The organism is Dolichospermum sp. UHCC 0406 (genome assembly GCF_009712025.1).
Lineage (GTDB): Bacteria > Cyanobacteriota > Cyanobacteriia > Cyanobacteriales > Nostocaceae > Dolichospermum > Dolichospermum lemmermannii.
This window is the reverse complement of sequence record NZ_VILA01000010.1, coordinates 70,056-92,745: the sequence shown is the minus strand read 5'-3', so window position 1 is coordinate 92,745 and position 22,690 is coordinate 70,056. Positions and strand designations below refer to the sequence as shown.

The window sequence follows — 22,690 nt, the reverse complement described above, 5'->3', positions numbered from 1 at the left end:
AAAGGACACAAAGATGGTAGAGAGTGTAATTAAAAATTGGCAAGGAGAGCAAGTCGGAGAGACAAGCTTCGACCTCCGGGTTGCCAAAGAAACAACAGCGGCGCATATCGTACACCGCGCCCTAGTCAGACAAATGACCAATTCTCGCCAGGGAACTGTCAGCACTAAAACTCGTGCAGAAGTTCGTGGTGGTGGTCGTAAACCTTGGCGGCAAAAAGGCACAGGTCGCGCCCGTGCTGGTTCTATCCGTTCACCATTATGGCGTGGTGGTGGTGTGATCTTTGGACCAAAACCCAGAGATTTCGACCTAAAAATGAACCGTAAAGAACGCCGTTTGGCATTGCGGACAGCATTTGTTGGCCGTGCTGAAGATCTAATAGTTGTTGAAGAATTTAGCAACGAGTTACAGCGTCCTAAAACCAAGGATCTCGTAGCAGCATTAGCTAGATGGGGTGCAACATCAGAACAAAAGACACTGTTGATTTTGTCTGAAATAGCAGAAAACGTGCTTTTATCAGCCCGTAACATCGAAAACTTAAAACTGATTCCCGCCGACCAGTTAAACGTTTACGACTTGCTCCACGCTGACAAAATTATCGTCACATCATCAACCCTAGATAAGATCCAGGAGGTCTACAGTGCCTAAAGTAGTTGCCACCCGTGATCTACCGGATTTAGTGCGTCGCCCCATTCTCACCGAAAAAGCGACCATGCTCATGGAACAAAACAAATACGTATTTGAAGTCATTCCTAAAGCCACTAAGCCACAAATTAGAGCCGCCATTGAAGACCTATTTGCAGTTAAGGTCGTCAAAGTCAATACCGCTAACCCTCCACGCAAACAAAAACGCGTAGGTAGATTTATTGGTTATAAACCCCAATACAAGCGAGCTATTGTCACCGTTGCTCCTGGGGACGAAGAAAAAATCAGAAAAGTTCTCTTCCCAGAAGTTTAAGAATTTTAGATTAGAGATTTGCAATTGGGCTAATGAATAATTGCCAAAAAACAATTAAAAATCGAAAATCGAAATCAAAAAAATTCTGAATTAAAAATTCAAAACTCCAAAATCACTTATGGGTACTCGTTCTTATCGCCCTTATACCTCCAGTACTCGCCAAGTTATCATCTCCGATTTTGCCGAAATTACGAAAACTGAGCCAGAAAAATCATTAACTGAATCAGTTCATCGTCCTAAAGGTCGGAACAATCAAGGGCGGATAACCAGCCGTCGTCGGGGTGGCGGACACAAACAACTATACCGCATTATCGACTTTAAGCGAGATAAGCGGAATATGTCCGCTACAGTTACAGCCATTGAATACGATCCTAACCGCAATGCGCGGATCGCTTTAGTGTTGTATGAAGATGGCGAAAAACGCTACATCTTGCAAACAAATGGCATGACTGTAGGCACAAAGATAATTGCTGGACCTGAGTCTCCTATCGAAGATGGTAATGCCTTACCTCTATCGAATATGCCCTTGGGTACTAGTGTTCACAACGTCGAAATGACACCAGGTAAAGGTGGTCAAATCGTGCGGGCTGCTGGTGCAGTAGCTCAAGTTGTCGCTAAAGAAGGCAACTATGTAACCTTAAAGTTACCTTCAGGTGAAGTCCGCTTGATTCGGCGTGATTGCTACGCCACCATTGGACAAGTCGGTAATACAGATGCCAGAAACCTCAGTGCTGGTAAAGCTGGACGAAATCGCTGGAAAGGCCGTCGTCCCAAGGTGAGAGGTAGTGCCATGAACCCAGTGGATCACCCACATGGTGGTGGTGAAGGTAGAGCGCCTATCGGTAGAGCCGGTCCTGTCACACCTTGGGGTAAACCTACTTTAGGGGCTAAGACACGGAATCGCAAGAAAGCCAGCACTAAATTGATTATCCGTCGTCGCCGCAAATCATCTAAACGTGGTCGTGGTGGTCGTCAGTCCTAACATCAAATTTGACAATTGACAATTAAGCATTATCAATTATCAATTGACAATAATCCCAAATCAAAAATTGAACTATGGGTCGTTCTTTAAAAAAAGGTCCTTTTGTTGCTGACCATCTGCTCAAGAAAATTGAGAAGTTAAACGCAAAAGATGAAAAACAAGTGGTTAAAACTTGGTCGAGAGCTTCGACAATTTTGCCCTTGATGGTAGGTCATACTATCGCTGTTCACAATGGACGGCAGCACATTCCCGTATTTGTCAATGAACAGATGGTCGGTCATAAGTTAGGAGAATTTGCTCCTACCCGTACCTACAGAGGTCATGGTAAAAGTGACAAAAAATCAGGGAGATAGATCAATTAAAAATTAAAAATTAAAAATTAAAAATTAAAACATGAGAACTTTTAATTTTTAATTCTAAATTTTTAATTGACAAACATAGAGTAAGTTATGAAAATGGCAACTGACACTACTGAAGTTAAGGCAATCGCCCGCTATATACGCATTTCTCCCTATAAAGTGCGCCGTGTACTTGATCAAATTCGCGGCCGTTCATACAGAGAAGCACTAATCCTGCTGGAATTTATGCCCTATGGCGCTTGTGACCCCATCTTAAAGGTTCTCAGAAGTGCCGCAGCTAATGCCGAGCATAATGCTGGTTTAGACAGATCCAGTTTGGTGATCAGTCAAGCCTATGCCGACCAAGGACCAGTGCTAAAACGGTTTCAACCCAGAGCGCAAGGTCGAGCTTACCAAATTCGCAAACCAACGTGTCATATCACTGTTGCTGTTTCCGCGGTTGCTACTGCTGAGTAAACAGCCATACAGGCACAAGAAAATTGCGTACAGTAAGAAATTTTAGAGGAAGCTTTTGTGGGACAGAAAATTCATCCAGTCGGCTTTCGACTGGGTATAACTCAAGAACACCAATCCCGTTGGTTTGCAGAACCTGACCGTTATCCAGAACTTCTCCAAGAAGACTACAAACTCCGTCAATACATTGAGCAAAAACTAGGTAGATACGCTCAAAATAACGCCGGTATTTCCGAAGTGAGAATTGAGCGCAAAGCTGATCAAATTGACCTAGAAGTCCGCACAGCTAGACCAGGTGTGGTTGTAGGTCGTGGTGGTCAAGGTATTGAATCATTACGGTTAGGACTGCAAGGAGCCTTGGGTGGTAATCGCCAAATTCGCATTAACGTTGTTGAAGTCCAACGAGTTGATGCTGATGCTTACCTGATTGCTGAATACATTGCTCAACAATTAGAACGTCGGGTTTCCTTCCGCCGAGTTGTGCGTCAAGCAATTCAACGCGCTCAAAGAGCAGGTGTCCAAGGAATCAAAGTTCAAGTCGGTGGTCGGCTCAACGGTGCAGAAATTGCCCGCTCAGAGTGGACTCGTGAAGGTAGAGTTCCTCTCCACACCTTACGCGCTGATATTGACTATTCTGGCTGCACAGCTAAGACAGTTTACGGAATTCTCGGAATTAAAGTTTGGGTCTTTAAAGGCGAAATTATTCCTGGACAGGAACAAGCTCCCGCTCAACCAGCTAAAGACCGTGAACGTGGAGATCGTGACCGTGAACGCGAACCCCGTCGCCGACAACAACAACGTCGTCGTCAACAGTTTGAAGACCGCTCCAATGAAGCCTAGTCAATGCTCATAGTCAGTGGTAAAAAAACTGACAACTGACAACTGACAACTGACAACCGACAACTGACAAATCATGTTAAGTCCTAGAAGAACTAAATTCCGCAAACAACAACGCGGACGCATGGAAGGTCTTGCCAGCCGAGGCAGTACCCTCAACTTTGGGGACTTTGGACTCCAAGCCCAAGAACCATCTTGGATTACCTCACGGCAAATCGAGGCTTCCCGTCGGGCAATGACTCGGTATATTCGCCGGGGTGGCAAAATCTGGATTCGGATTTTCCCTGACAAACCAATCACCATGCGTCCTGCTGAAACCCGGATGGGTTCTGGTAAAGGTAACCCAGAGTTTTGGGTAGCCGTAGTCAAACCAGGCCGGATCATGTTTGAAATTGGCGGCGTTACTGAAGAAATTGCCCGCGAAGCTATGCGATTAGCTGACAGTAAGTTACCAATTAAGACCAAGTTTATTACCCGCTCTCAACCACAGGAGCAGGAGTAGTTTATGCCTCTTCCCAAGATTTCAGAAGCTAGAGAATTAAATGACGAACGGTTGGCTGAAGAAATTGTCGCTGTGAAAAGACAACTATTCCAGTTGCGCTTACAAAAAGCCACTAGACAATTAGAAAAGCCTCACCAGTTCAAACACGCACGCCATCGGCTCTCCCAATTACTGACAGTAGAAGGAGAACGGAAACGGGCAGCGAGTCTTTCAGATCAAGAACAAAAGTAGGAGATTATGGCAGTCAAAGAACGAGTTGGCTTGGTAGTGAGCGATAAAATGCAAAAAACTGTGGTAGTAGCCATAGAAAACCGCGCTCCTCACCCCAAGTACGGCAAAATCGTAGTTCAAACCCGCCGCTATAAAGTTCACGACGAAGAGAATACTTGCAAAATAGGCGACCGGGTGCGGATTCAGGAAACTAGACCCCTGAGCAAAACCAAGCGTTGGCAAGTCAAAGAAATCCTGAACATTAAAGCTACTTAGTAAACAGTTGTACCATCAGCTACAACGACCCTAGAAGAGAGACCAGTTGTGATTCAACCCCAATCTTATCTGAATGTCGCAGATAATAGCGGTGCTAAAAAACTAATGTGCATCCGCGTATTAGGTGCAGGTAACCGCCGTTATGGTGGCGTAGGCGATAGAATTATCGCTGTTGTCAAAGAGTCTTCACCCAACATGGCTGTAAAAAAGTCAGATGTTGTAGAAGCAGTAATTGTGCGTACTCGTAAAGCTATTAGTCGTGACAGTGGCATGGCTATCCGTTTTGACGATAACGCCGCAGTGATTATCAATAAAGAAGGTAATCCTAGAGGTACAAGGGTATTTGGTCCGGTAGCTCGTGAACTGCGCGACAAAAACTTTACTAAAATTGTTTCTCTGGCTCCGGAGGTGCTGTAATGGCAAAGCGCCCACAACCCAAAGTTTTTCATAAAATGCACGTCAAAACCGGTGATACTGTGCAAGTCATCGCTGGCAAAGATAAGGGTAAAGTTGGGGAAGTGATTAAAGCACTACCACAATTGAGCAAAGTCCTTGTCAAAGGTGTCAACTTTAAAACCAAGCACGTGAAACCTCAACAAGAAGGTGAATCAGGGCAAATAGTCACCCAGGAGTACCCCATTCATAGCTCCAATGTGATGCTCTATTCCACCAAGCAAAACGTCGCTAGTCGCGTTTGCTACACTTTCACCGCCGAAGGCAAGAAAGTGAGAATGCTCAAAAAAACAGGTGAAATTCTCACCAATTAAAAATTAAGAATTAAAAATTAAAAAGTTCGCAATTTTAATTTTTAATTTGGCATTTTTAATTGGAGGAAAGCGACCCTGACCAAGCCCAGGGGATATAAGGACAAACACTATGGCGAAAACACGACTTAAAACCGTATATCAAGAGACAATTACTCCCAAATTGATTACTCAGTTTGAATACACCAACGTGCATCAAGTGCCTAAGGTGATTAAGATAACTATCAACAGAGGTTTGGGAGAATCTGCTCAAAACGCTAAATCACTAGAGGCATCTATCAGCGAAATTGCCCTGATTACTGGACAAAAACCTGTGGTAACACGGGCAAAGAAAGCGATCGCCGGCTTTAAAATTCGTCAAGGTATGCCTGTAGGGATTATGGTGACACTAAGAGGCGAACGGATGTACGCTTTCTTAGATCGTCTGATTAACCTGACACTACCCAGAATCAGAGACTTTCGCGGTGTCAGCCCCAAAAGCTTTGACGGCCGTGGCAACTACACTCTAGGTGTGCGGGAACAGCTAATTTTTCCAGAAGTGGAATATGACAGAATCGATCAAGTCCGGGGTTTAGATATTTCTATCATCACCACGGCAAAAACCGACGAAGAGGGCCGCGCCTTACTTAAGGAAATGGGAATGCCCTTTCGCGATCAATAAGTTCATCTAAAGAGGGAACGATGGCGGCTAACGACACAATTGCAGATATGCTGACGCGCATCCGCAATGCCAATATGGCAAGGCATCAAACTACGCAAGTACCAGCTACAAAGATGACTCGTAATATTGCCAAGGTACTGCGAGAAGAAGGCTTCATTGCGGAAGTTGAAGAAGCAGGAGAAGGAATTAAGCGGAACCTAGTTATTTCCCTGAAATACAAAGGTAAAAATCGCCAACCCCTAATCACTGCCCTAAAACGAGTGAGTAAACCAGGTTTGCGTGTTTACTCCAATAGAAAAGAATTACCAAGAGTGCTAGGCGGTATCGGTATTGCCATTATTTCTACATCCAGTGGGATTATGACTGACCGCGAAGCACGCCGCCAAAATCTAGGCGGTGAAGTGCTTTGCCACGTTTGGTAGTCGTCATTGGTCATTGGTCATTGGTCAGTGGCAAAACAACCAACAACTGACAACTGACAAAAAACAACTGACAAAGAACAAAAAATCATGTCTCGTATTGGTAAACGTCCAATTACCATTCCCGCCAAAGTGCAAGTGGCGATTGATGGTGTCAAAGTAGTAGTGAAAGGTCCTAAAGGCGAACTTTCCCGTCAACTACCTAAAAATGTCATAGTCTCCCAAGAAGGAGAAACATTGATAGTTACTCGTCGGGATGAAACCCGTACCTCCAGACAAATGCACGGTTTGAGCCGCACCCTAGTGGCCAACATGGTGGAGGGAGTATCCCAGGGTTTTCAACGTCGCTTGGAAATCCAAGGGGTTGGTTATCGCGCCCAACTTCAAGGCAGTAACCTAGTTTTAAATATGGGTTATAGCCATCAAGTCCAAATTGAACCTCCAGCAGGAATTCAATTTGCGGTAGAAGGGACAACTAATGTCATAGTCAGCGGTTATGACAAAGAAATTGTCGGCAACACAGCAGCTAAAATTCGTGCCGTTCGTCCACCTGAACCCTACAAAGGTAAAGGTATTCGCTATGCAGGTGAAGTGGTCAGACGCAAAGCTGGTAAGACTGGTAAGGGTGGTAAGAAGTAAATATGAAACTTACACGCAAAGAATCAAAACAACGTCGTCATCGGCGCGTTCGTAGCAAAGTCAACGGTTCCCCAGAACGTCCACGTTTGTCCATATTCCGATCCAATGAGCATATTTATGCTCAATTGATTGATGATGCCAAGCAGGAAACTATAGTAGCGGCATCAACCGTAGAACCAGAATTGAAATCTAGCATCGCTTCCGGTGCCAACTGTGACGCATCAGTGCAAGTTGGTAAACTGGTAGCTGTCCGCGCCCTAGAAAAAGGCATCACTAAAGTCGTTTTTGACCGTGGTGGCAACCTCTATCATGGTCGCGTCAAAGCCTTAGCCGAGGCGGCACGCGAGGCTGGTTTAGATTTCTAAGTCCGTCAGTAGTCAATAGTCAGTAGCAACTGACAACTGACAACTGACAACTGACAACTGACAACTAAAAGAGAGCATTGATTATGGTAACCGGTCGTCGTAAAGCAAGCCGTACAAAAAAAGAAGAAACCACCTGGCAAGAGCGAGTTATCCAAATCCGCCGGGTGAGTAAAGTCGTCAAAGGTGGTAAAAAACTCAGCTTCCGTGCCATTGTCGTCGTCGGTAATGAACGTGGACAAGTTGGAGTCGGAGTTGGTAAGGCATCAGATGTAATTGGTGCAGTTAAAAAAGGTGTCGCTGATGGTAAAAAACATCTAATTGACATCCCAATCACCAAATCCAATTCTATTCCTCACCCCATTGATGGTGTTGGTGGCGGTGCTAAAGTCATGATGCGCCCAGCCGCACCAGGTACAGGGGTAATTGCCGGGGGTGCTGTACGGACTGTATTAGAGTTAGCAGGAATACGTAATATTCTCGCTAAACAACTAGGTTCAAACAACCCTTTGAACAACGCCAGAGCAGCAGTTAACGCTCTATCTACCCTGCGAACATTAAGTGAAGTTGCTGAAGATCGCGGTATCGCCATTGAGAAACTCTATATTTAGTCAGTCTTTGTATCAGATTCTCAATCTAAAATCCAAAATCTAAAATCTAAAATCACAAACCAAAATGAGACTTAATGATGTTAAGCCCCAAAAAGGCTCTAAAAAACGCCGTAAGCGTGTAGGTAGAGGTATTTCTGCTGGACAAGGTGCTAGTGCTGGTTTAGGGATGCGTGGTCAAAAATCCCGTTCTGGTAGTGGGACAAGACCAGGTTTTGAAGGTGGTCAACAGCCATTGTACCGCCGGATACCTAAACTCAAGGGTTTCCCCCTGATGAACCGGAGAATCTACACTACGATTAATGTAGAGAAATTAAATGATTTACCTGCTAACTCAGAGGTAACATTGGAATCCTTAAAAGCAGCGGGGATCTTAACCACTGTTAAAGGCCAATTGAAAATTTTGGGGAATGGGGAATTGAATGTTCCTCTTCAGGTAAAAGCTGCTGCTTTCACAGGCCAAGCTCGAATCAAAATCGAGGCTGCTGGTGGAAGTTGTGAAGCTGCGTAAAAGTCTGAACTATGATTTTTATGATTAAGATGATTTATATGATTAGGATGATGAATGTGATTAGGATAATCATCTTCATCAAATAAATCACAAAAATCACAGTTCAGACGGCTTAATCATCTTCATCATCATGAATCACGTAAATCATAGTTAGGACTTCAAAGGTAAAACTCTATGATCAGTCGAGACAAAGCCCCAACAGCTCAAGAAACTTTTATGCAGATGGCGCAAGCAGCCGGACTGAGAGGTAGGCTGCTTGTCACTGTCGGTATTTTAATTTTGGTTCGCCTGGGTATCTTTTTGCCTGTCCCAGGAATTGATAGACCTAAGTTTGCTGAAGCTATATCGGGCAACAATTCCATCTTTGGTTTATTGGATATATTCTCTGGGCGGGGACTCTCTACTTTAGGTGTCTTTGCTTTAGGGATTTTGCCCTTTATTAATGCGTCCATTATTATCCAATTACTCACTTCTGCTCTGCCATCTTTAGAAAATCTCCAGAAAAATGAAGGCGAAGCAGGTCGGCGGAAAATATCACAAATTACCCGCTATGTGACTGTAATTTGGGCAATTATTCAAAGTGTGGCTTTTTCGGCATTATTTCTCCAACAATTTGCCAAAACACCAGGTCCGATATTCGTAGCAGAAACGGCGATCGCTCTCACTGCTGGTTCAATGTTCGTCATGTGGGCATCTGAACTGATTACAGAACGGGGTATTGGTAATGGTGCATCTTTGTTGATTTTTGTCAACATTGTGGCATCTTTACCCAAGTCTCTCGGCGATACCATTGACTTGGTACAAGTTGGTGGACGGGAAATAGTCGGGCGCGTCATCGTTCTTGTAGTGGTTTTTATGTTCACAATCGTGGGTATTGTGTTCGTACAAGAAGGAATGCGCCGCATCCCCATTATTTCTGCCCGTCGTCAAGTAGGTAGAAGAGTTTTAGCAGAACAGCGGAGTTATTTACCCCTACGTCTCAACTCTGGTGGGGTAATGCCGATTATTTTCGCAGCCGCAATCCTGAGTTTGCCACTTTTAGTCGCCAATTTCACTAAGAATCCCGAATTAGCAAACATTGTTAATACCTATTTAAGTCCAGGTGGTTCTGCACCTTGGGTATATGCTCTCGTTTACTTAACTTCCATTGTTTTCTTCAGCTATTTCTATTCTTCGTTGATTCTCAACCCAGTAGATGTAGCTCAGAATTTGAAAAAAATGGGTTCTAGTATTCCCGGTATTCGTCCCGGAAAAGCTACTAGTGAGTATATTGAACGGGTGACAAACCGCCTCACTTTTTTAGGAGCTATCTTTCTAGGTTTAGTGGCAATTATTCCCACAGCCGTAGAAAGTGCCTTAAAAGTTCCCACCTTTAAAGGACTAGGGGCAACATCTTTGTTAATTTTAGTCGGTGTGGCAATTGATACGGCTAAACAAATCCAAACTTACGTCATCTCTCAGCGTTATGAAGGAATGGTGAAACAATAGTGACGCGATTAATCTTCTTGGGACCACCGGGTGCTGGTAAAGGAACTCAAGCTCAAACCTTGGCTGCATTTTTGCAGATTCCCCATATTTCTACAGGTGACATTTTACGTCAAGCTATTCAAGAGAAAACAACTTTGGGAATGCAAGCCCAAAGTTTCATGGATAAAGGCGAATTAGTCCCCGACAAATTAGTAGAAGATATGGTGAAAGAACGCCTGCAACAATCAGATACTAAAACAGGTTGGATTTTGGACGGCTTTCCTCGTAAAGTTACACAGGCAGAGTTTCTAGCAGAATTACTGAAAAGTCTAGGACAGGGTGGTGAAAAGGTAGTTAATCTGGATGCACCAGATGAAACTGTCATTACTCGGCTACTAGGACGCGGACGAAAAGATGATACTGAAGAAGTGATTCGTCGGCGCTTAGAAGTTTACCGCGATGAAACTGCACCCTTAATTAACTATTTTACAGATCGCCAAAAACTCCTCACAGTCAACGGTAATCAGTCCCAAGAAGAAGTTTTTACTGATTTGAAAAATATCATAGCTGCTTAAAGAAACTCAGGGGCAGCGGTCTATGTCGGCAGAGAGAAAAAATTTTTCCATTGCCTTATTACCTCGCCCCTATCTTCCAAGCCAGGCGCGAGTCAAATCTTGTTCTTCTCACAAGTGATAAAATTTGACTGATAGGTGTAACACAAATTAAATGCACCAAAAGCAGCCAATCAAAAAAGTTAAAAATTATCTTCAAAAGTCCCTAGGGCATAGGGCTTTAAAGCTCAGTTAATGTCCTCGTAGAGGAGTCGCTGAGAAACCCATACTCACCTGTTCGCGCAAGCGTGCCCCAAGGCATAAGGGAGTGTGTGGAGTATGTCACCTAAGATGTATTAATAACTGTTGATATATTTCTCCAATTATGCTCTTTATGCCCATAAAAGTGTACAAGGACAATAGGAGATTGTTGAGTTGAGGAAAAAACTTGTCTAAGCAAGATTTAATTGAAATGGAAGGGACTGTCACCGAATCGTTGCCTAATGCAATGTTTCGTGTTGACTTAGATAACGGCTTTAATGTCCTGGCACACATTTCTGGGAAAATTCGCCGTAATTACATCAAGATTTTACCTGGCGATCGCGTCAAAGTTGAATTAACACCCTACGACTTAACCAAAGGTAGAATCACCTATCGCCTGCGGAAGAAATAAAATCAATAACAGAGAATCTTACCATACATAAATCAACTGGTCTTTTTCTAGTTACATAACTGAAATATTTCTTCTAGAAATGCTATAATTTACTATTTGGAGTCAATTTTAAAGGCATGAAAGTCAGAGCCTCAGTTAAGAAAATTTGTGAAAAGTGCAGCGTGATCAAGCGTCGTGGTCGCGTGATGGTGATTTGTGAAAATCCCAAACACAAACAACGCCAAGGATAGAAACTATCTATCAAAGCAAAGTTAAACCCGCGACCATGAAATGGCTAAAGCCACAAAATCGCACTTTGCTAACTGCAACTACGAAAACAATAGGGAGAGATTCATTGTGGCACGGATTTCCGGCGTAGACCTTCCCCGCGATAAGCGTGTAGAAATTGGTCTAACATACATTTACGGAATTGGCTTAACTAGATCACATCAAATTCTCGCAGCTACTGGCGTAAATCCAGATATCCGCGTAAAAGACCTATCTGATGCTGATGTAGCTGCCCTCAGAGGAGAAATCGAAAGCAACTATCAGGTTGAAGGAGATTTACGTCGTCTAGAAGGACTAAATATTAAACGTTTAGTTGACATTGGCTGTTACAGAGGGCGTAGACACCGCATGGGCTTACCAGTGCGTGGACAAAGAACCCGTACCAACGCTAGAACCAGACGCGGTAGAAGACAGACAGTGGCTGGTAAGAAGAAAGCCCCTGGCAAATAACTTTTCTAAACTTGCTGCAATTAGCAAGTTGTACCTTAAATTCACTAAAGAAATATGGCCAGACAACCAACGAAAAAATCCGGGAGCAAAAAGCAGAAACGGAACGTACCCAATGGGGTTGCCTACATTCAGTCTACCTTCAACAATAGCATTGTCACGATTACCGATCAAAATGGAGATGTTATCTCCTGGGCAAGTGCTGGTTCTAGTGGATTTAAAGGGGCAAAAAAGGGAACTCCCTTTGCTGCACAAACCGCTGCTGAAAGCGCAGCTAGACGAGCCACAGACCAAGGAATGCGGCAAATCGAAGTCATGGTGAGTGGTCCCGGTGCAGGTAGAGAAACCGCTATTCGGGCGCTTCAAGGTGCAGGATTGGAAATTACACTCATTCGAGATATTACCCCAATTCCCCACAACGGTTGCCGTCCACCCAAGCGCCGTCGAGTTTAAACAGAACCTATTGGGTAATCAAGCCAAAAGCTAGAACCCTTGGGAAATCATCAACAATGCCCTCTGTGGCTGGTAATTTTGAACTATTTTCCCCAAGCGAATACTTGTTGAATTTAGACGCGTGGGGTAAATAAGTTCGCTTTCAAGAAAATTTGAGAAGCAATTAATTTGTCTTCTAGCAGCACCTTAACAAGGGAGGCTACTCCGTGGCTCAGTTTCAAATTGAATGTGTAGAGTCTAATGCTGAGGAAAGTCGGAGCTATTACAGTAAGTTCGTTCTAGAACCCCTAGAGCGCAGTCAAGGGACAACTGTTGGTAACGCGTTGCGGCGGGTTTTACTTTCTAACTTAGAAGGGACATCAGTAACAGCGGTGAGAATTGCTGGTGTTAGCCATGAGTTTGCGACAGTTCCAGGGGTAAGAGAAGACGTACTAGAAATCCTCATGCGAATGAAGGATGTCATTCTCAAGAGTTATTCTTCTCAACCCCAAATTGGTCGCTTACTCGTGAACGGCCCAGCAACAGTTACTGTAGCGCATTTCGACTTACCTAGTGAAGTAGAAGTGATTGACCCGACCCAGTATATCGCCACCATTGCTGAAGGTGGAAAACTGGAAATGGAATTTCGGATTGAGAAAGGCAAAGGCTACAGGACTGTAGAACGAGGCAGAGAAGAAGCCACATCTTTGGATTTTCTCCAAATTGACTCAGTGTTTATGCCCGTACGGAAAGTCAACTATAGTGTTGAAGAAACCCGTGACGATGGTTCTTTGAAAGACCGACTACTGTTGGAAGTATGGACTAATGGTAGTATTTCTCCTCAAGAAGCACTATCATCTGCCGCTGGAATTTTGGTAGATTTATTCAACCCATTGAAAGATATCTCCTTAGAACCAACGGATACAGGTTCAGATATCCCAGATGATCCCACCGCGCAAATTCCGATTGAAGAATTACAGTTATCTGTCAGAGCTTATAACTGTCTCAAACGCGCTCAAGTAAATTCCGTAGCCGACTTATTGGATTACACCCAAGAAGACCTTTTAGAAATCAAAAACTTTGGTCAAAAGTCAGCGGAAGAAGTAGTGGAAGCTTTACAGCGTCGCTTAGGTATTACTTTACCTCAAGAAAGAAGCTCTAAGCCTAGCTAAATCAAAACCATTAATAATTCACTCTTTGCATTATTATGCGCCATCGTTGCCGAGTCAAAAAACTTAGTAAACCAGCGGATCAACGTCGCGCTCTTCTCAGAGCTTTGACAACAGAGTTGGTACGTCATGGTCGAATTACTACAACTTTAATCAGAGCTAAAGTTGTCCGCAGTGAAGTAGATAAAATGATTACCCTAGCTAAGGATGGCTCTTTAGCATCACGTCGAAAGGCGTTAGGTTATATCTACGACAAAACCCTGGTTCATGCACTATTCGAGCAAGCCCCAACTCGGTATGCTGACCGTCAAGGTGGTTATACTCGCATTCTGCATACCGTCCCCCGTCGCGGTGATCATGCTGAAATGGCGATTATTGAACTAGTTTAAAGTTATTAGTCATTAGTCATTGGTCATTGGTCAGTAGCAAATAAAAAACAACTGACAACTGACAACTAACGACTGACAAACAACTATGTTAGAAAGCAGCCAGCATAATTCTACTCAGCGAGTAGCCTTGGTTATTCAGTACATAGGTACTCATTTTCACGGCTGGCAAAGACAAAAAGGACAGCGCACTGTCCAAGAAGAGATAGAAACAGCTATAGCCACTGTTCTAGGGTATCATGTGACACTCCACGGAGCAGGTAGGACTGATTCTGGAGTCCATGCTGCCGCTCAAGTAGCCCATTTTGAAGCTACAGGTTCAATTCCTGCTCACAGGTGGGCAAAGGTTCTCAATGGCTATTTGCCCCCAGGGATATTAATCAGGGCATCAGCAGGTGTAAGTGAAAGTTGGCACGCTCGTTTTAGCGCAGTTTACCGACGATATCGCTACACTATCTACACTGAAAATTTACCGAATTTATTCGCGCAACCTTTCAGTTGGCATTATTATTATGCCCCCTTGGATGAAGCCTTAATTACATCTGCCCTGAAACCGCTACTGGGAAAACACCATTTATCTGCTTTTGAACGGGCTGGGTCAGCGCGATCGCATTCCTGGGTAGAAGTGCAAGCAGTAGAATGCCGTCGTAGTGGAGCATTTATCCATATTGAAATTCAGGCTAATGGATTTTTATATGGCATGGTGCGGCTATTAATCGGAATGGTAGTACAAGTAGGTTCTCGTCAGCGGACTCTAGATGACTTCACCGACATCTGGCAACAAGAACGCCGGGAAGAAGTGAAATATTCTGCACCTGCTCACGGGTTATGCTTGTTGAGAGTCGGTTATCCCGATTTTCCCTTTCCGCCAAAAATTTGGTATGACACCCAACCATACCTAGTCATGGGTCATGACAATTGACAACTAACAACTGACAATTGACAACTAACAACTGACAATTGACAACTGACAACTGACAACTGACAACTGAAAACTGACAACTGACAAAAAAAATGACTAAAACCTACCTTCCCCCTCAAGCATCTATTGAGCGCGATTGGTACTTAGTAGACGCTACAGATAAACGTCTGGGTCGTCTTGCTACCGAAGTTGCAATGATCCTCAGAGGCAAAAAGAAACCTGAATTTACACCCCATATGGATACAGGGGATTTTGTCATTATTATCAATGCTGAGAAAGTGGCAGTTACAGGTAAAAAGCGCACCCAAAAAGTTTACCGTCGTCATTCCGGCCGTCCTGGTGGGATGAAAACAGAAACTTTCGCTAAGTTGCAACAGCGCTTACCCGAAAGAATCCTTGAACACGCTATTAAAGGTATGTTACCTAAAAATAGTTTGGGTAAGCAATTATTTACCAAGCTGAAAGTGTATGCAGGCCCAACTCATCCTCATGCAGCACAACTACCCAAAGAAATCACAATTAGTACAATTCCTGGAGAAAATTAATGCAAGTAGCAGAAACTACTAGCGGTCGTGCCGTTTACTGGGGTACTGGTCGCCGTAAATGTTCAGTTGCTAGTGTCCGTCTAGTTCCCGGTGAAGGGAAAATGACTGTTAATGGCAAAGATGGAGATTTGTATTTCCAATTCAATCCCAACTACTTAGGAGCTATTAAAGCACCTTTGGAAACCTTGGGATTAGAAAGCGAATACGACATTTTGGTGAAAGCCGAAGGTGGTGGCTTAACTGGACAGGCTGATTCTATTCGTCTAGGAGTTGCCCGCGCTTTGTGTCAACTTGACCCAGATAACCGTTCACCGCTGAAAACTGAAGGCTATTTAACTCGTGACCCACGAGCTAAAGAACGGAAGAAATACGGTTTGCACAAAGCCCGCAAAGCACCTCAATACTCCAAACGTTAAGATAGGAGTCAGGAGTCAGGAGTCAGGAGTTCAGAAGGAAAAACTTTTACCCAGTCCCCAGTCCCCAATCCCCAATCCCCAGTCACAATTTATATAGATTCGCAACAAAAAAACAATGGCTAAACCTGATATTCATCCCAAATGGTATCCAGATGCTAAAGTCTACTGTAATGGTCAAGTAGTTATGACCATTGGTGCTACCAAACCCGAATTACACGTAGATGTTTGGTCTGGAAATCACCCCTTTTACACTGGTACTCAGAAAATGATTGATACTGAAGGCCGTGTAGAACGCTTCCTCCGTAAATATGGTATGTCCAGCACTCAAACTGAAACTGAAACTCAAACTGGCGACGATAATCAAAAGTAGCTGGTTGGCTGTAACTATTGATAGCATGGCGGAAGCCATAGACGACCCTGCATAGTGCTGGGTCGCTTGTCATTTAATGCAGTAGCCCACTTGTTATTTTTTAGGAGCTTATGTAGTCATCATGGCAGAAATATATTTACTGGATAAACTTAAATCTGTTGAACAAACATTTAATGAATTAACACGCCGTTTAGCCGATCCTGATACCGCTAGTAATCCTGATGAGTATCAAAAAATTGCCAAGTCTCGTTCTTCCTTGGAAGAGGTAGTTGATACCTATGAAACTTGGAAAACAACCCAAGATGAATTAGTAGGAGCGCGTCAGATCCTCAAAGAGTCAAATAGCGATCTAGAGTTGCAACAAATGGCAGCATTAGAAGTCAGCGAACTAGAGGAAAAGCTGGAATATCTGGAAAATCGCTTAAAAGTGTTGCTGATACCCCGTGACCCCAACGATGACAAAAACATTATGTTGGAAATTCGCGCTGGTACTGGTGGTGATGAAGCTAGTATCTGGGCAGGGGATTTACTGCGGATGTATTCTCGCTATTCTGATGTCCAAGGTTGGAAGGTGAAGCTGGTCAGCGAATCTTCGGGTGAAATGGGCGGGTATAAGGAAGTAATTCTAGAAATTCAAGGTGATAGTGTTTACAGTAAACTGAAGTTTGAATCTGGTGTACATCGTGTACAGCGCGTACCAGCAACGGAATCTGGGGGAAGGGTTCACACTTCTACTGCTACTATAGCAATTATGCCAGAAGTGGATGAGGTGGAAATCCATATTGACCCGAAAGATATTGAAATGAGTACGGCGCGTTCTGGTGGTGCGGGTGGACAAAACGTGAACAAGGTGGAAACAGCCGCTGATTTGTTCCACAAACCGACTGGGATTCGGATTTTCTGTACGGAAGAACGGAGTCAGTTACAGAATAAGGAACGGGCGATGCAAATTCTCCGGGCTAAGTTGTATGAGTTGAAATTGCGAGAACAACAGGATGCTGTGACTTCCATGCGGCGCTTACAAGTGGGTACAGGTTCTCGTTCTGAAAAAATTCGCACTTACAATTATAAAGATAGCCGGGTGACTGACCATCGTTTAGGTCAAAATTTTACCCTTAACCCTATTTTGGAAGGTGATATAGAGACGGTAATTCAATCTTGTATATCGCAAGATCAACAAGAACGGTTAGCAGAATTAGCCGCTTCTGGTTCTAGTAGCTAATTAACTTCATTAACTTCCTAAATATCTTAGAAAACCGCTTGTTGTTATTTTTTGCACTTACAGGCGGTTTTCTTATGGGAATGGGAAGGATTGATTGCTTTTACTCCTCATTTTCATTATTTATTGATTTATTGATTTATTGATTTATTGATTTATTGATTTATTGATTTATTTATTTATTTATTTATTTATTCATAAATAGCTATATGTAATACTTTTTTCTCTTTGAGAGTTATTGTTTCATTGAAAAGGTTGCTGGAAAAAGTATAATCACTTGTAAACTTCCTAAAAGCGGTATTGTAAAAACTACGAAGAATAAAGGATATAAAAGTATTTGGTGAAATGGGGGAACAAACAGGTATTCTACAGTTTTCAAATTGTCCTAGAGTTAAATGGCATTTCGGGTGATCTAACTCCTGATGGTTATCTGGATCATAATCAAATCTAATTGGTACAGGTAATATATTTCTTGCTATTATATCCGCATATATTTCTTCTGTCTCATAAATTTCAGGATTATTTTGAAAATCTTCTAAAAATGGTGAGGGTAAAAAGGCAAGCCTATGTGAAACCAATTCGGATCTATTATAAGTATACAAAAGTTGTATTAATGCACCATCAACCATCTTAAAATTGTAGTTTTTACCCTTGTCTAATTCCTGATATATTTGTTTGTACTCAATGTTTTTTAATGCTATTGAAAGATCCTGCATACCAGAATATGCAATCTCATAACTATCTTTACCAATAGATACACATGACGGAAAATTTTGTCGTTCAGACAAACTCATTTGTATTAGTTTTGTAGTAATAGTCTGAATTTCTTCAAGAATTTTTTGATGACTAATCATTTTTATGAAATAAGGTCTTTTAATTTTTCCATTTCCTCTTGTAAATCTTCCTTTTGTATCGCACCTGTTTCTAAACCTTGAACTAACTCTTTTATATTCCTCCGTTGCTTTGTGATATTTTCCCGTTCTTTAGAATTTATCTCTCTATTGATAACATTCATATTTTTTCGCTCATTGTCTGTAGGATAAGTAAATCCGAGGACAAAGTTTCTTCTTTTAACTTCTTCAAATTCTTGTACTAAACCTCTCATATCTTCACCGTAACCTAATACTCTGATCCAAGCTTTACTTCTGGTAATAGCAGTAAATAAAATATTTCTCTTTCTAGCAAGTTCTGAACCAGAGAAACATTCATGAGCATTTATAACATATACCATTGCAGCTTCATTTCCTTTTGCTCTATAGATTCCTGTAAAAGTAACTTCTTTATCACCAAAAAAATCATCTGGTGAACTTGCTACTCCAGTCAGTTTAGAGTTAATTCCTCTCTCCTTTAATAAAGCTCTAGGAGTTCCAACAGCACTACGGGTTGTAACCGGGTTACAGTGAATTATCATAATATCATCATATTTTAATTCATCTTCGCCAATATTTTTCTCTATTTCCTTTACTAACCATTCCATTTGCTCACGGTCGTTATTAAATGACTTAAACATAATTAAGTCGTTAATATCTGAGTGAGATTCTAGAAATTTTGGACTAGTATTTTCATTTCTAGCAAGCTTCACAGGTTTACCATCTTCTAAATTTCCTTCTTCTATTTCATAACCAATATCTGTCCACAATCCTGCATTATCAAACATTTGGATTAATCCCCCCTTTCTATATATTCCAAAACCTAATGCGTGAGCAGAAGTTAGCAGTGGACGAGAATTTCTATAGCATTTCTCTAAAATAATATCCTGTTTGGGTTCTCCTGATTTATTTTGAAGTTTAACGTAAGGATTACCATAACTGTTATTTCCAAAAATTTCTGCCGGTGACTCCATTGTTTTATTGCTAAGACTTTGTAGTTCATCATAAGCATAAATTAATCTTTTAGGTTGCTTTAAGATGTTGTAACAAAGTTGTAGAAAGTGTTTAGAAAAATCTTGCGCTTCGTCAATTAATATTGCATCAAAATACTGCTCAAAGCTGCTAATTTTATCAAGTGCTTCTTCACAAACTTTATCGAATTCTTGACCATATAAATTAGCCATTTTTTTAGCTGCATCTAGGTCTCTAAATTCAATATTATGCTTTTTACATATTTCATAATAAATTCCTTCCATTGAAGGACTTCCCCAAGCATGAATAATTTTAACTTTTTCCCAATCTGGTTCTTCACCTATCTGCTCAATAGAAAAAATTCTAATAAATTGCTTAAATTGATTTTTTGATGAACGAGTATTAAAGGTAACAGCAATATTCCAATCAGGATGTTTTGCGTGTAAATATGCAACTTTAAGAGCCAATACTATAGTTTTACCTGAACCAGCAAGACCTCTAATCCTCTGGACACCTTCAACAGTTTCAATCACAGCAGCACTTTGATAAGGATCTAAATTAGCAATAGAATCTTCAAGTCTCTTGAGTTTTGCACCTCTTGAATCTTCTCGTTTAACATAATTACGCTGGTTTCTTTTTCTAATAGTCGTTATAGCTTGTATAACTGAGTTAAGATGCTCAAAATATTGACTATTTTCCCAATGTTGGGAATTTAAGTAATCTTCTAATTCAGCCTCTTTAGTGACTACGATATAATCTTCTGAAAGATTATTTGGTTTATTAATCAATGTAGGTGCAAATGTGACTACATTTATAGCCACCATTAGTTTCCTTCCTTTATTAAGATTTGTGTTCCCCTTAAGTTTAGATTCAAGTTTGTTGAAACTTTCATCCTGTCCATTTTGTATTATATTTATGTCAGTATCAGTTCCTTCGATAATATTAAAAATAATCACGCCATGCTCTTTTGATACTAAAAGCGCATCGATTGGATAACCACCTTGAGAAGTGCCTATGATTGGATATCCTAGATATAAACTTCCAGTAATATCGCGTTTACTTTCAAAGTAGTTTGCTAGTCTTCTAGATGAAGCTGGCTTGTTATTTACATCACCTCGGATTACATTAACCATATTGTTGATCTCTATTATTTTTGAATTTGGCGTAATCATCCTGTTTTGTGGATGATTTTTTCTAACTAGATTCATTCTAACTAGACTGTTGAGTATAACACCGTGCTTATCTCCCTTCTAATTCTAACAATTTCTCATGACTCCCGATTCGCCTATTTTTTTTTGAGAACAGCTTCCTGTGCAGAAATTTCACCTCGAACTATACGCAGCCATGAGTTAGAAGGAAAAAAGATACAGTTGTAACTGTACCTACAGCAGCCCTGCTTTTAGATATATCCTTGTTGAACAGGGACAAATAGAAGAGTAGTGGTCTAACTCAGTTAATATCAGCCTTAAGGACTAAATACCTTAAACCACTTATTTAAAACTGTATTGATTGTTTGTTTAATTTGATGGTTGCGATTCCATTTTTGAAAGGCGATTTCGTAATCTTCACCTTGGGTTTGAAAAGTATTCCAAATATCTAAGGATATGGCTAATCCGCAACCTAGTAAGATATAAAGTGACCAAGAAAGACCGCCACTAATGGCATCCATTGCTAGGAAAAAAATATTAATAATTGCGTAATTTCCTAACCGTTTCTTAAATTTACTTTGACGATAAAGATTAAAAGTTTTACGTTGTTCAACTTCGCTTTGTTTGACTAACCAATCTCGTTCCGCTTGTTGCAATGTATCAGGTGATATTTGTAACTCTGTGGCAATTTCCACTATCTGCTGATAAGAAAATTCTTGATCATTATCGTCTACTTGACGGGCGATCGCTAATTGCAGAATTTGCTGGACATCATCTTGACTGTAGGAACGCAGGCTGTCAGAGTTAAATGCTGTCATAATTGTTACTCAAATAATAGTTTTAATAGAGAACCACGCTACCATCAGCAATATTTACACCATTTCTAGGTTAGCAAATTTAAACCAATCTGGTGTTCAATTAGTTATGGTTGGGAAAAAGATATATAGCCCTTATTAGATGAGGCAAGGGCGCAGGGGCTGCGCTCCTACGGGTTTTCAAGCAGCATTATTATGAAAACTTTTTTATTCATCTCCTGTGGAATCTAATTTAGCCACGCATAAGAGATTATTCAAGGCAATCGTTAATCATACATATATCCATTACCAAGAAGTCAAAAAATTCCATCCTTCTTTTTCGTCTCCTTCCTCTTCTCCTTTTGAAGTGTTGACATTTTCTCCTTGAAGTACATGATTGTATTCTCCTGAATCAACCCATTTTAATAATTCCCCTGTCCGCATAACTAACCAAGAAAGATTAGAATCTGAATAACTTAATATTTTCGTAACTTGATCTAAACTATCAACACTATTAGCAGCAAATTCGCGGGATTGAACGAGGAAATCTTCGATCACATGAGGAGTTAAATACTCTTCTGGCAAACCTGCAAGTTTCATCAGTGCGGTAGTTGCCACATCAATATCCTGACAAGCTAATAAACCAGCCCGGTCAGCAGTGAACTTTGCCATCATTACCCAATTATATAACGCTAATTCTACACCACTAGCTATCAATCCTCCTAACCCTAATGTGGTACTGCTTAACCACATTTTCAATGCTGGCATCACAATTGATATTTGATGATAAATTATATGCTGACTTTTAATGCGAGCAATTTCATATCCAAAAATAAACAGTAATTCATCATAATTTAACCATTCCATTGCTTCAATATTGATACCAATAATAGGTTTTTCTACGCCAATAATATAGGTTCTAATATGTCCTGTCCCTCGAAATAAATACAATTCAGGAATAGTTGTCACATCAAGAATTTGGCAAGCTTCTAATAATGGTTGATACAATTGGGGAAAATTTCGCGGTGTGACTCTGATTTCACTAGCAATACTTTGTAATCTCAGTAAACGATCAATACCATATTCGTTGACTTTTTTGAGCAAAGGAGAGATACCGGGCATACTTTGTAAAGAAGCTAAGGCTTTTTTATCGAAGGGGTGTTCGTAGGCTGTTGAACTAAGTCCAGTTAATATTTTTTTGGTCATGGGTAGTAATTTTAATTAAATCGGTTGATTCGATAGATTCGATAGATTTTATAAAAAAGATAAAATCCAGGGAATAAATTCCCTGTCTCATAGCTAAAGTCGGTTAAAACCGACTATTTTTTCTTTATTTATGCTATTGAGAACATGAAATTTGATTTTTAGTTATAGGACTTTCGCAAAACAGAATCAAATTGTAGGTAATAACCTGCGGGAAGCAAGCTACATGAATTACCCTTAGAGGATGTTTGAAAAGTTTTGAATGTATGGACTGACTGACCCCTCTCCAAACCTCTCCCCT

34 protein-coding genes are annotated in these 22,690 nt (G+C 41.4%); 30 read left to right on the top strand and 4 right to left on the bottom strand.

Annotated elements, in window-relative coordinates; translation table 11 throughout:
• Positions 1-13 precede the first annotated feature (13 nt).
• The 30 genes from rplD to prfA all read left to right on the top strand — a co-directional run bounded on the left by rplD (position 14) and on the right by prfA (position 17,406).
• Positions 14-646: a 50S ribosomal protein L4 gene (gene rplD / locus FJR09_RS09175; RefSeq protein ID WP_015079212.1), complete on the top strand. Its 633-nt coding sequence runs from the start codon at positions 14-16 to the stop codon at positions 644-646.
• Positions 639-956, top strand: coding sequence for a 50S ribosomal protein L23 (locus FJR09_RS09170; protein ID WP_148762865.1), 318 nt, complete (start codon positions 639-641; stop codon positions 954-956). Before rplD ends, FJR09_RS09170 begins: the two co-directional genes overlap by 8 nt.
• A gap of 118 nt (positions 957-1,074) precedes the next feature.
• Positions 1,075-1,938: a 50S ribosomal protein L2 gene (gene rplB / locus FJR09_RS09165; RefSeq protein WP_015079210.1), complete on the top strand. Its 864-nt coding sequence runs from the start codon at positions 1,075-1,077 to the stop codon at positions 1,936-1,938.
• A 74-nt stretch (positions 1,939-2,012) separates the two neighbouring features.
• On the top strand, positions 2,013-2,291 hold the full coding sequence (gene rpsS, locus FJR09_RS09160) for a 30S ribosomal protein S19 (protein WP_015079209.1): 279 nt from the start codon (positions 2,013-2,015) through the stop codon (positions 2,289-2,291).
• A gap of 102 nt (positions 2,292-2,393) precedes the next feature.
• Complete coding sequence (rplV, locus tag FJR09_RS09155) at positions 2,394-2,753, top strand: 50S ribosomal protein L22 (protein ID WP_041458279.1); 360 nt, start codon at positions 2,394-2,396, stop codon at positions 2,751-2,753.
• Between the two features lie 57 nt (positions 2,754-2,810).
• Positions 2,811-3,590, top strand: a complete 780-nt coding sequence (gene rpsC / locus FJR09_RS09150; RefSeq protein WP_015079207.1) for a 30S ribosomal protein S3 — start codon at positions 2,811-2,813, stop codon at positions 3,588-3,590.
• A 73-nt stretch (positions 3,591-3,663) separates the two neighbouring features.
• A complete protein-coding gene (gene rplP, locus FJR09_RS09145) occupies positions 3,664-4,089 on the top strand; it encodes a 50S ribosomal protein L16 (RefSeq protein ID WP_015079206.1) in 426 nt (141 codons plus the stop codon).
• 3 nt (positions 4,090-4,092) lie between these two features.
• Positions 4,093-4,320 (top strand): 50S ribosomal protein L29, encoded by a 228-nt coding sequence (rpmC, locus tag FJR09_RS09140; RefSeq protein WP_015079205.1) that lies wholly within the window; start codon positions 4,093-4,095, stop codon positions 4,318-4,320.
• Positions 4,321-4,326: 6 nt separating this feature from the next.
• On the top strand, positions 4,327-4,575 hold the full coding sequence (gene rpsQ / locus FJR09_RS09135) for a 30S ribosomal protein S17 (protein WP_015079204.1): 249 nt from the start codon (positions 4,327-4,329) through the stop codon (positions 4,573-4,575).
• A 48-nt stretch (positions 4,576-4,623) separates the two neighbouring features.
• Entirely contained in the window at positions 4,624-4,992 is a 369-nt protein-coding gene (rplN, locus tag FJR09_RS09130) for a 50S ribosomal protein L14 (RefSeq protein WP_015079203.1), read from the top strand.
• Complete coding sequence (rplX, locus tag FJR09_RS09125) at positions 4,992-5,342, top strand: 50S ribosomal protein L24 (RefSeq protein ID WP_015079202.1); 351 nt, start codon at positions 4,992-4,994, stop codon at positions 5,340-5,342. The genes rplN and rplX overlap by 1 nt, the downstream gene beginning before the upstream one ends.
• A gap of 109 nt (positions 5,343-5,451) precedes the next feature.
• Positions 5,452-6,000 carry a 50S ribosomal protein L5 gene (gene rplE / locus FJR09_RS09120; protein ID WP_168633950.1) on the top strand — a complete coding sequence of 183 codons (549 nt, stop codon included), beginning with the start codon at positions 5,452-5,454 and terminating at the stop codon, positions 5,998-6,000.
• 20 nt (positions 6,001-6,020) lie between these two features.
• Entirely contained in the window at positions 6,021-6,422 is a 402-nt protein-coding gene (gene rpsH / locus FJR09_RS09115; protein ID WP_015079200.1) for a 30S ribosomal protein S8, read from the top strand.
• A gap of 87 nt (positions 6,423-6,509) precedes the next feature.
• The gene (rplF, locus tag FJR09_RS09110; protein WP_015079199.1) at positions 6,510-7,058 is read left to right on the top strand and encodes a 50S ribosomal protein L6; all 549 of its coding nucleotides are present in this window, start codon (positions 6,510-6,512) and stop codon (positions 7,056-7,058) included.
• Positions 7,059-7,060: 2 nt separating this feature from the next.
• Positions 7,061-7,423, top strand: coding sequence for a 50S ribosomal protein L18 (gene rplR, locus FJR09_RS09105; protein WP_015079198.1), 363 nt, complete (start codon positions 7,061-7,063; stop codon positions 7,421-7,423).
• A gap of 83 nt (positions 7,424-7,506) precedes the next feature.
• Positions 7,507-8,031 (top strand): 30S ribosomal protein S5, encoded by a 525-nt coding sequence (rpsE, locus tag FJR09_RS09100; RefSeq protein ID WP_148762875.1) that lies wholly within the window; start codon positions 7,507-7,509, stop codon positions 8,029-8,031.
• Positions 8,032-8,095: 64 nt separating this feature from the next.
• Positions 8,096-8,539, top strand: coding sequence for a 50S ribosomal protein L15 (rplO, locus tag FJR09_RS09095; protein WP_015079196.1), 444 nt, complete (start codon positions 8,096-8,098; stop codon positions 8,537-8,539).
• A gap of 174 nt (positions 8,540-8,713) precedes the next feature.
• On the top strand, positions 8,714-10,027 hold the full coding sequence (gene secY, locus FJR09_RS09090; protein WP_015079195.1) for a preprotein translocase subunit SecY: 1,314 nt from the start codon (positions 8,714-8,716) through the stop codon (positions 10,025-10,027).
• On the top strand, positions 10,027-10,581 hold the full coding sequence (locus FJR09_RS09085) for an adenylate kinase (protein ID WP_015079194.1): 555 nt from the start codon (positions 10,027-10,029) through the stop codon (positions 10,579-10,581). The genes secY and FJR09_RS09085 overlap by 1 nt, the downstream gene beginning before the upstream one ends.
• Before the next feature lie 424 nt (positions 10,582-11,005).
• The gene (infA, locus tag FJR09_RS09080) at positions 11,006-11,230 is read left to right on the top strand and encodes a translation initiation factor IF-1 (RefSeq protein ID WP_006276978.1); all 225 of its coding nucleotides are present in this window, start codon (positions 11,006-11,008) and stop codon (positions 11,228-11,230) included.
• A 116-nt stretch (positions 11,231-11,346) separates the two neighbouring features.
• Complete coding sequence (gene rpmJ / locus FJR09_RS09075; protein WP_015079193.1) at positions 11,347-11,460, top strand: 50S ribosomal protein L36; 114 nt, start codon at positions 11,347-11,349, stop codon at positions 11,458-11,460.
• 106 nt (positions 11,461-11,566) lie between these two features.
• Positions 11,567-11,947, top strand: coding sequence for a 30S ribosomal protein S13 (gene rpsM / locus FJR09_RS09070; protein ID WP_015079192.1), 381 nt, complete (start codon positions 11,567-11,569; stop codon positions 11,945-11,947).
• 54 nt (positions 11,948-12,001) lie between these two features.
• The gene (rpsK, locus tag FJR09_RS09065; RefSeq protein ID WP_015079191.1) at positions 12,002-12,397 is read left to right on the top strand and encodes a 30S ribosomal protein S11; all 396 of its coding nucleotides are present in this window, start codon (positions 12,002-12,004) and stop codon (positions 12,395-12,397) included.
• Positions 12,398-12,603: 206 nt separating this feature from the next.
• Positions 12,604-13,548, top strand: coding sequence for a DNA-directed RNA polymerase subunit alpha (locus FJR09_RS09060; protein ID WP_015079190.1), 945 nt, complete (start codon positions 12,604-12,606; stop codon positions 13,546-13,548).
• Positions 13,549-13,583: 35 nt separating this feature from the next.
• The gene (rplQ, locus tag FJR09_RS09055; protein WP_015079189.1) at positions 13,584-13,934 is read left to right on the top strand and encodes a 50S ribosomal protein L17; all 351 of its coding nucleotides are present in this window, start codon (positions 13,584-13,586) and stop codon (positions 13,932-13,934) included.
• An 85-nt stretch (positions 13,935-14,019) separates the two neighbouring features.
• Positions 14,020-14,853: a tRNA pseudouridine(38-40) synthase TruA gene (truA, locus tag FJR09_RS09050; protein WP_168653394.1), complete on the top strand. Its 834-nt coding sequence runs from the start codon at positions 14,020-14,022 to the stop codon at positions 14,851-14,853.
• A 92-nt stretch (positions 14,854-14,945) separates the two neighbouring features.
• Positions 14,946-15,398 (top strand): 50S ribosomal protein L13, encoded by a 453-nt coding sequence (gene rplM / locus FJR09_RS09045; protein ID WP_015079187.1) that lies wholly within the window; start codon positions 14,946-14,948, stop codon positions 15,396-15,398.
• The gene (rpsI, locus tag FJR09_RS09040) at positions 15,398-15,814 is read left to right on the top strand and encodes a 30S ribosomal protein S9 (RefSeq protein ID WP_015079186.1); all 417 of its coding nucleotides are present in this window, start codon (positions 15,398-15,400) and stop codon (positions 15,812-15,814) included. The genes rplM and rpsI overlap by 1 nt, the downstream gene beginning before the upstream one ends.
• Before the next feature lie 115 nt (positions 15,815-15,929).
• Positions 15,930-16,184: a 50S ribosomal protein L31 gene (rpmE, locus tag FJR09_RS09035; RefSeq protein WP_148762885.1), complete on the top strand. Its 255-nt coding sequence runs from the start codon at positions 15,930-15,932 to the stop codon at positions 16,182-16,184.
• 121 nt (positions 16,185-16,305) lie between these two features.
• Positions 16,306-17,406 (top strand): peptide chain release factor 1, encoded by a 1,101-nt coding sequence (gene prfA, locus FJR09_RS09030; RefSeq protein ID WP_015079184.1) that lies wholly within the window; start codon positions 16,306-16,308, stop codon positions 17,404-17,406.
• A 188-nt stretch (positions 17,407-17,594) separates the two neighbouring features.
• Here the strand turns inward: prfA and FJR09_RS09025 are convergent, their stop codons facing one another.
• The 4 genes from FJR09_RS09025 to FJR09_RS09010 form a co-directional block, all read right to left on the bottom strand.
• Positions 17,595-18,257, bottom strand: a complete 663-nt coding sequence (locus tag FJR09_RS09025) for a DUF2290 domain-containing protein (RefSeq protein WP_168653395.1) — start codon at positions 18,255-18,257, stop codon at positions 17,595-17,597.
• 2 nt (positions 18,258-18,259) lie between these two features.
• Positions 18,260-20,452: a DEAD/DEAH box helicase gene (locus FJR09_RS09020; RefSeq protein WP_217357036.1), complete on the bottom strand. Its 2,193-nt coding sequence runs from the start codon at positions 20,450-20,452 to the stop codon at positions 18,260-18,262.
• Positions 20,453-20,709: 257 nt separating this feature from the next.
• Positions 20,710-21,210 (bottom strand): 2TM domain-containing protein, encoded by a 501-nt coding sequence (locus tag FJR09_RS09015; protein ID WP_168653396.1) that lies wholly within the window; start codon positions 21,208-21,210, stop codon positions 20,710-20,712.
• Positions 21,211-21,492: 282 nt separating this feature from the next.
• The gene (locus FJR09_RS09010; protein ID WP_015079182.1) at positions 21,493-22,392 is read right to left on the bottom strand and encodes a M48 family metallopeptidase; all 900 of its coding nucleotides are present in this window, start codon (positions 22,390-22,392) and stop codon (positions 21,493-21,495) included.
• Positions 22,393-22,690: the final 298 nt, after the last annotated feature.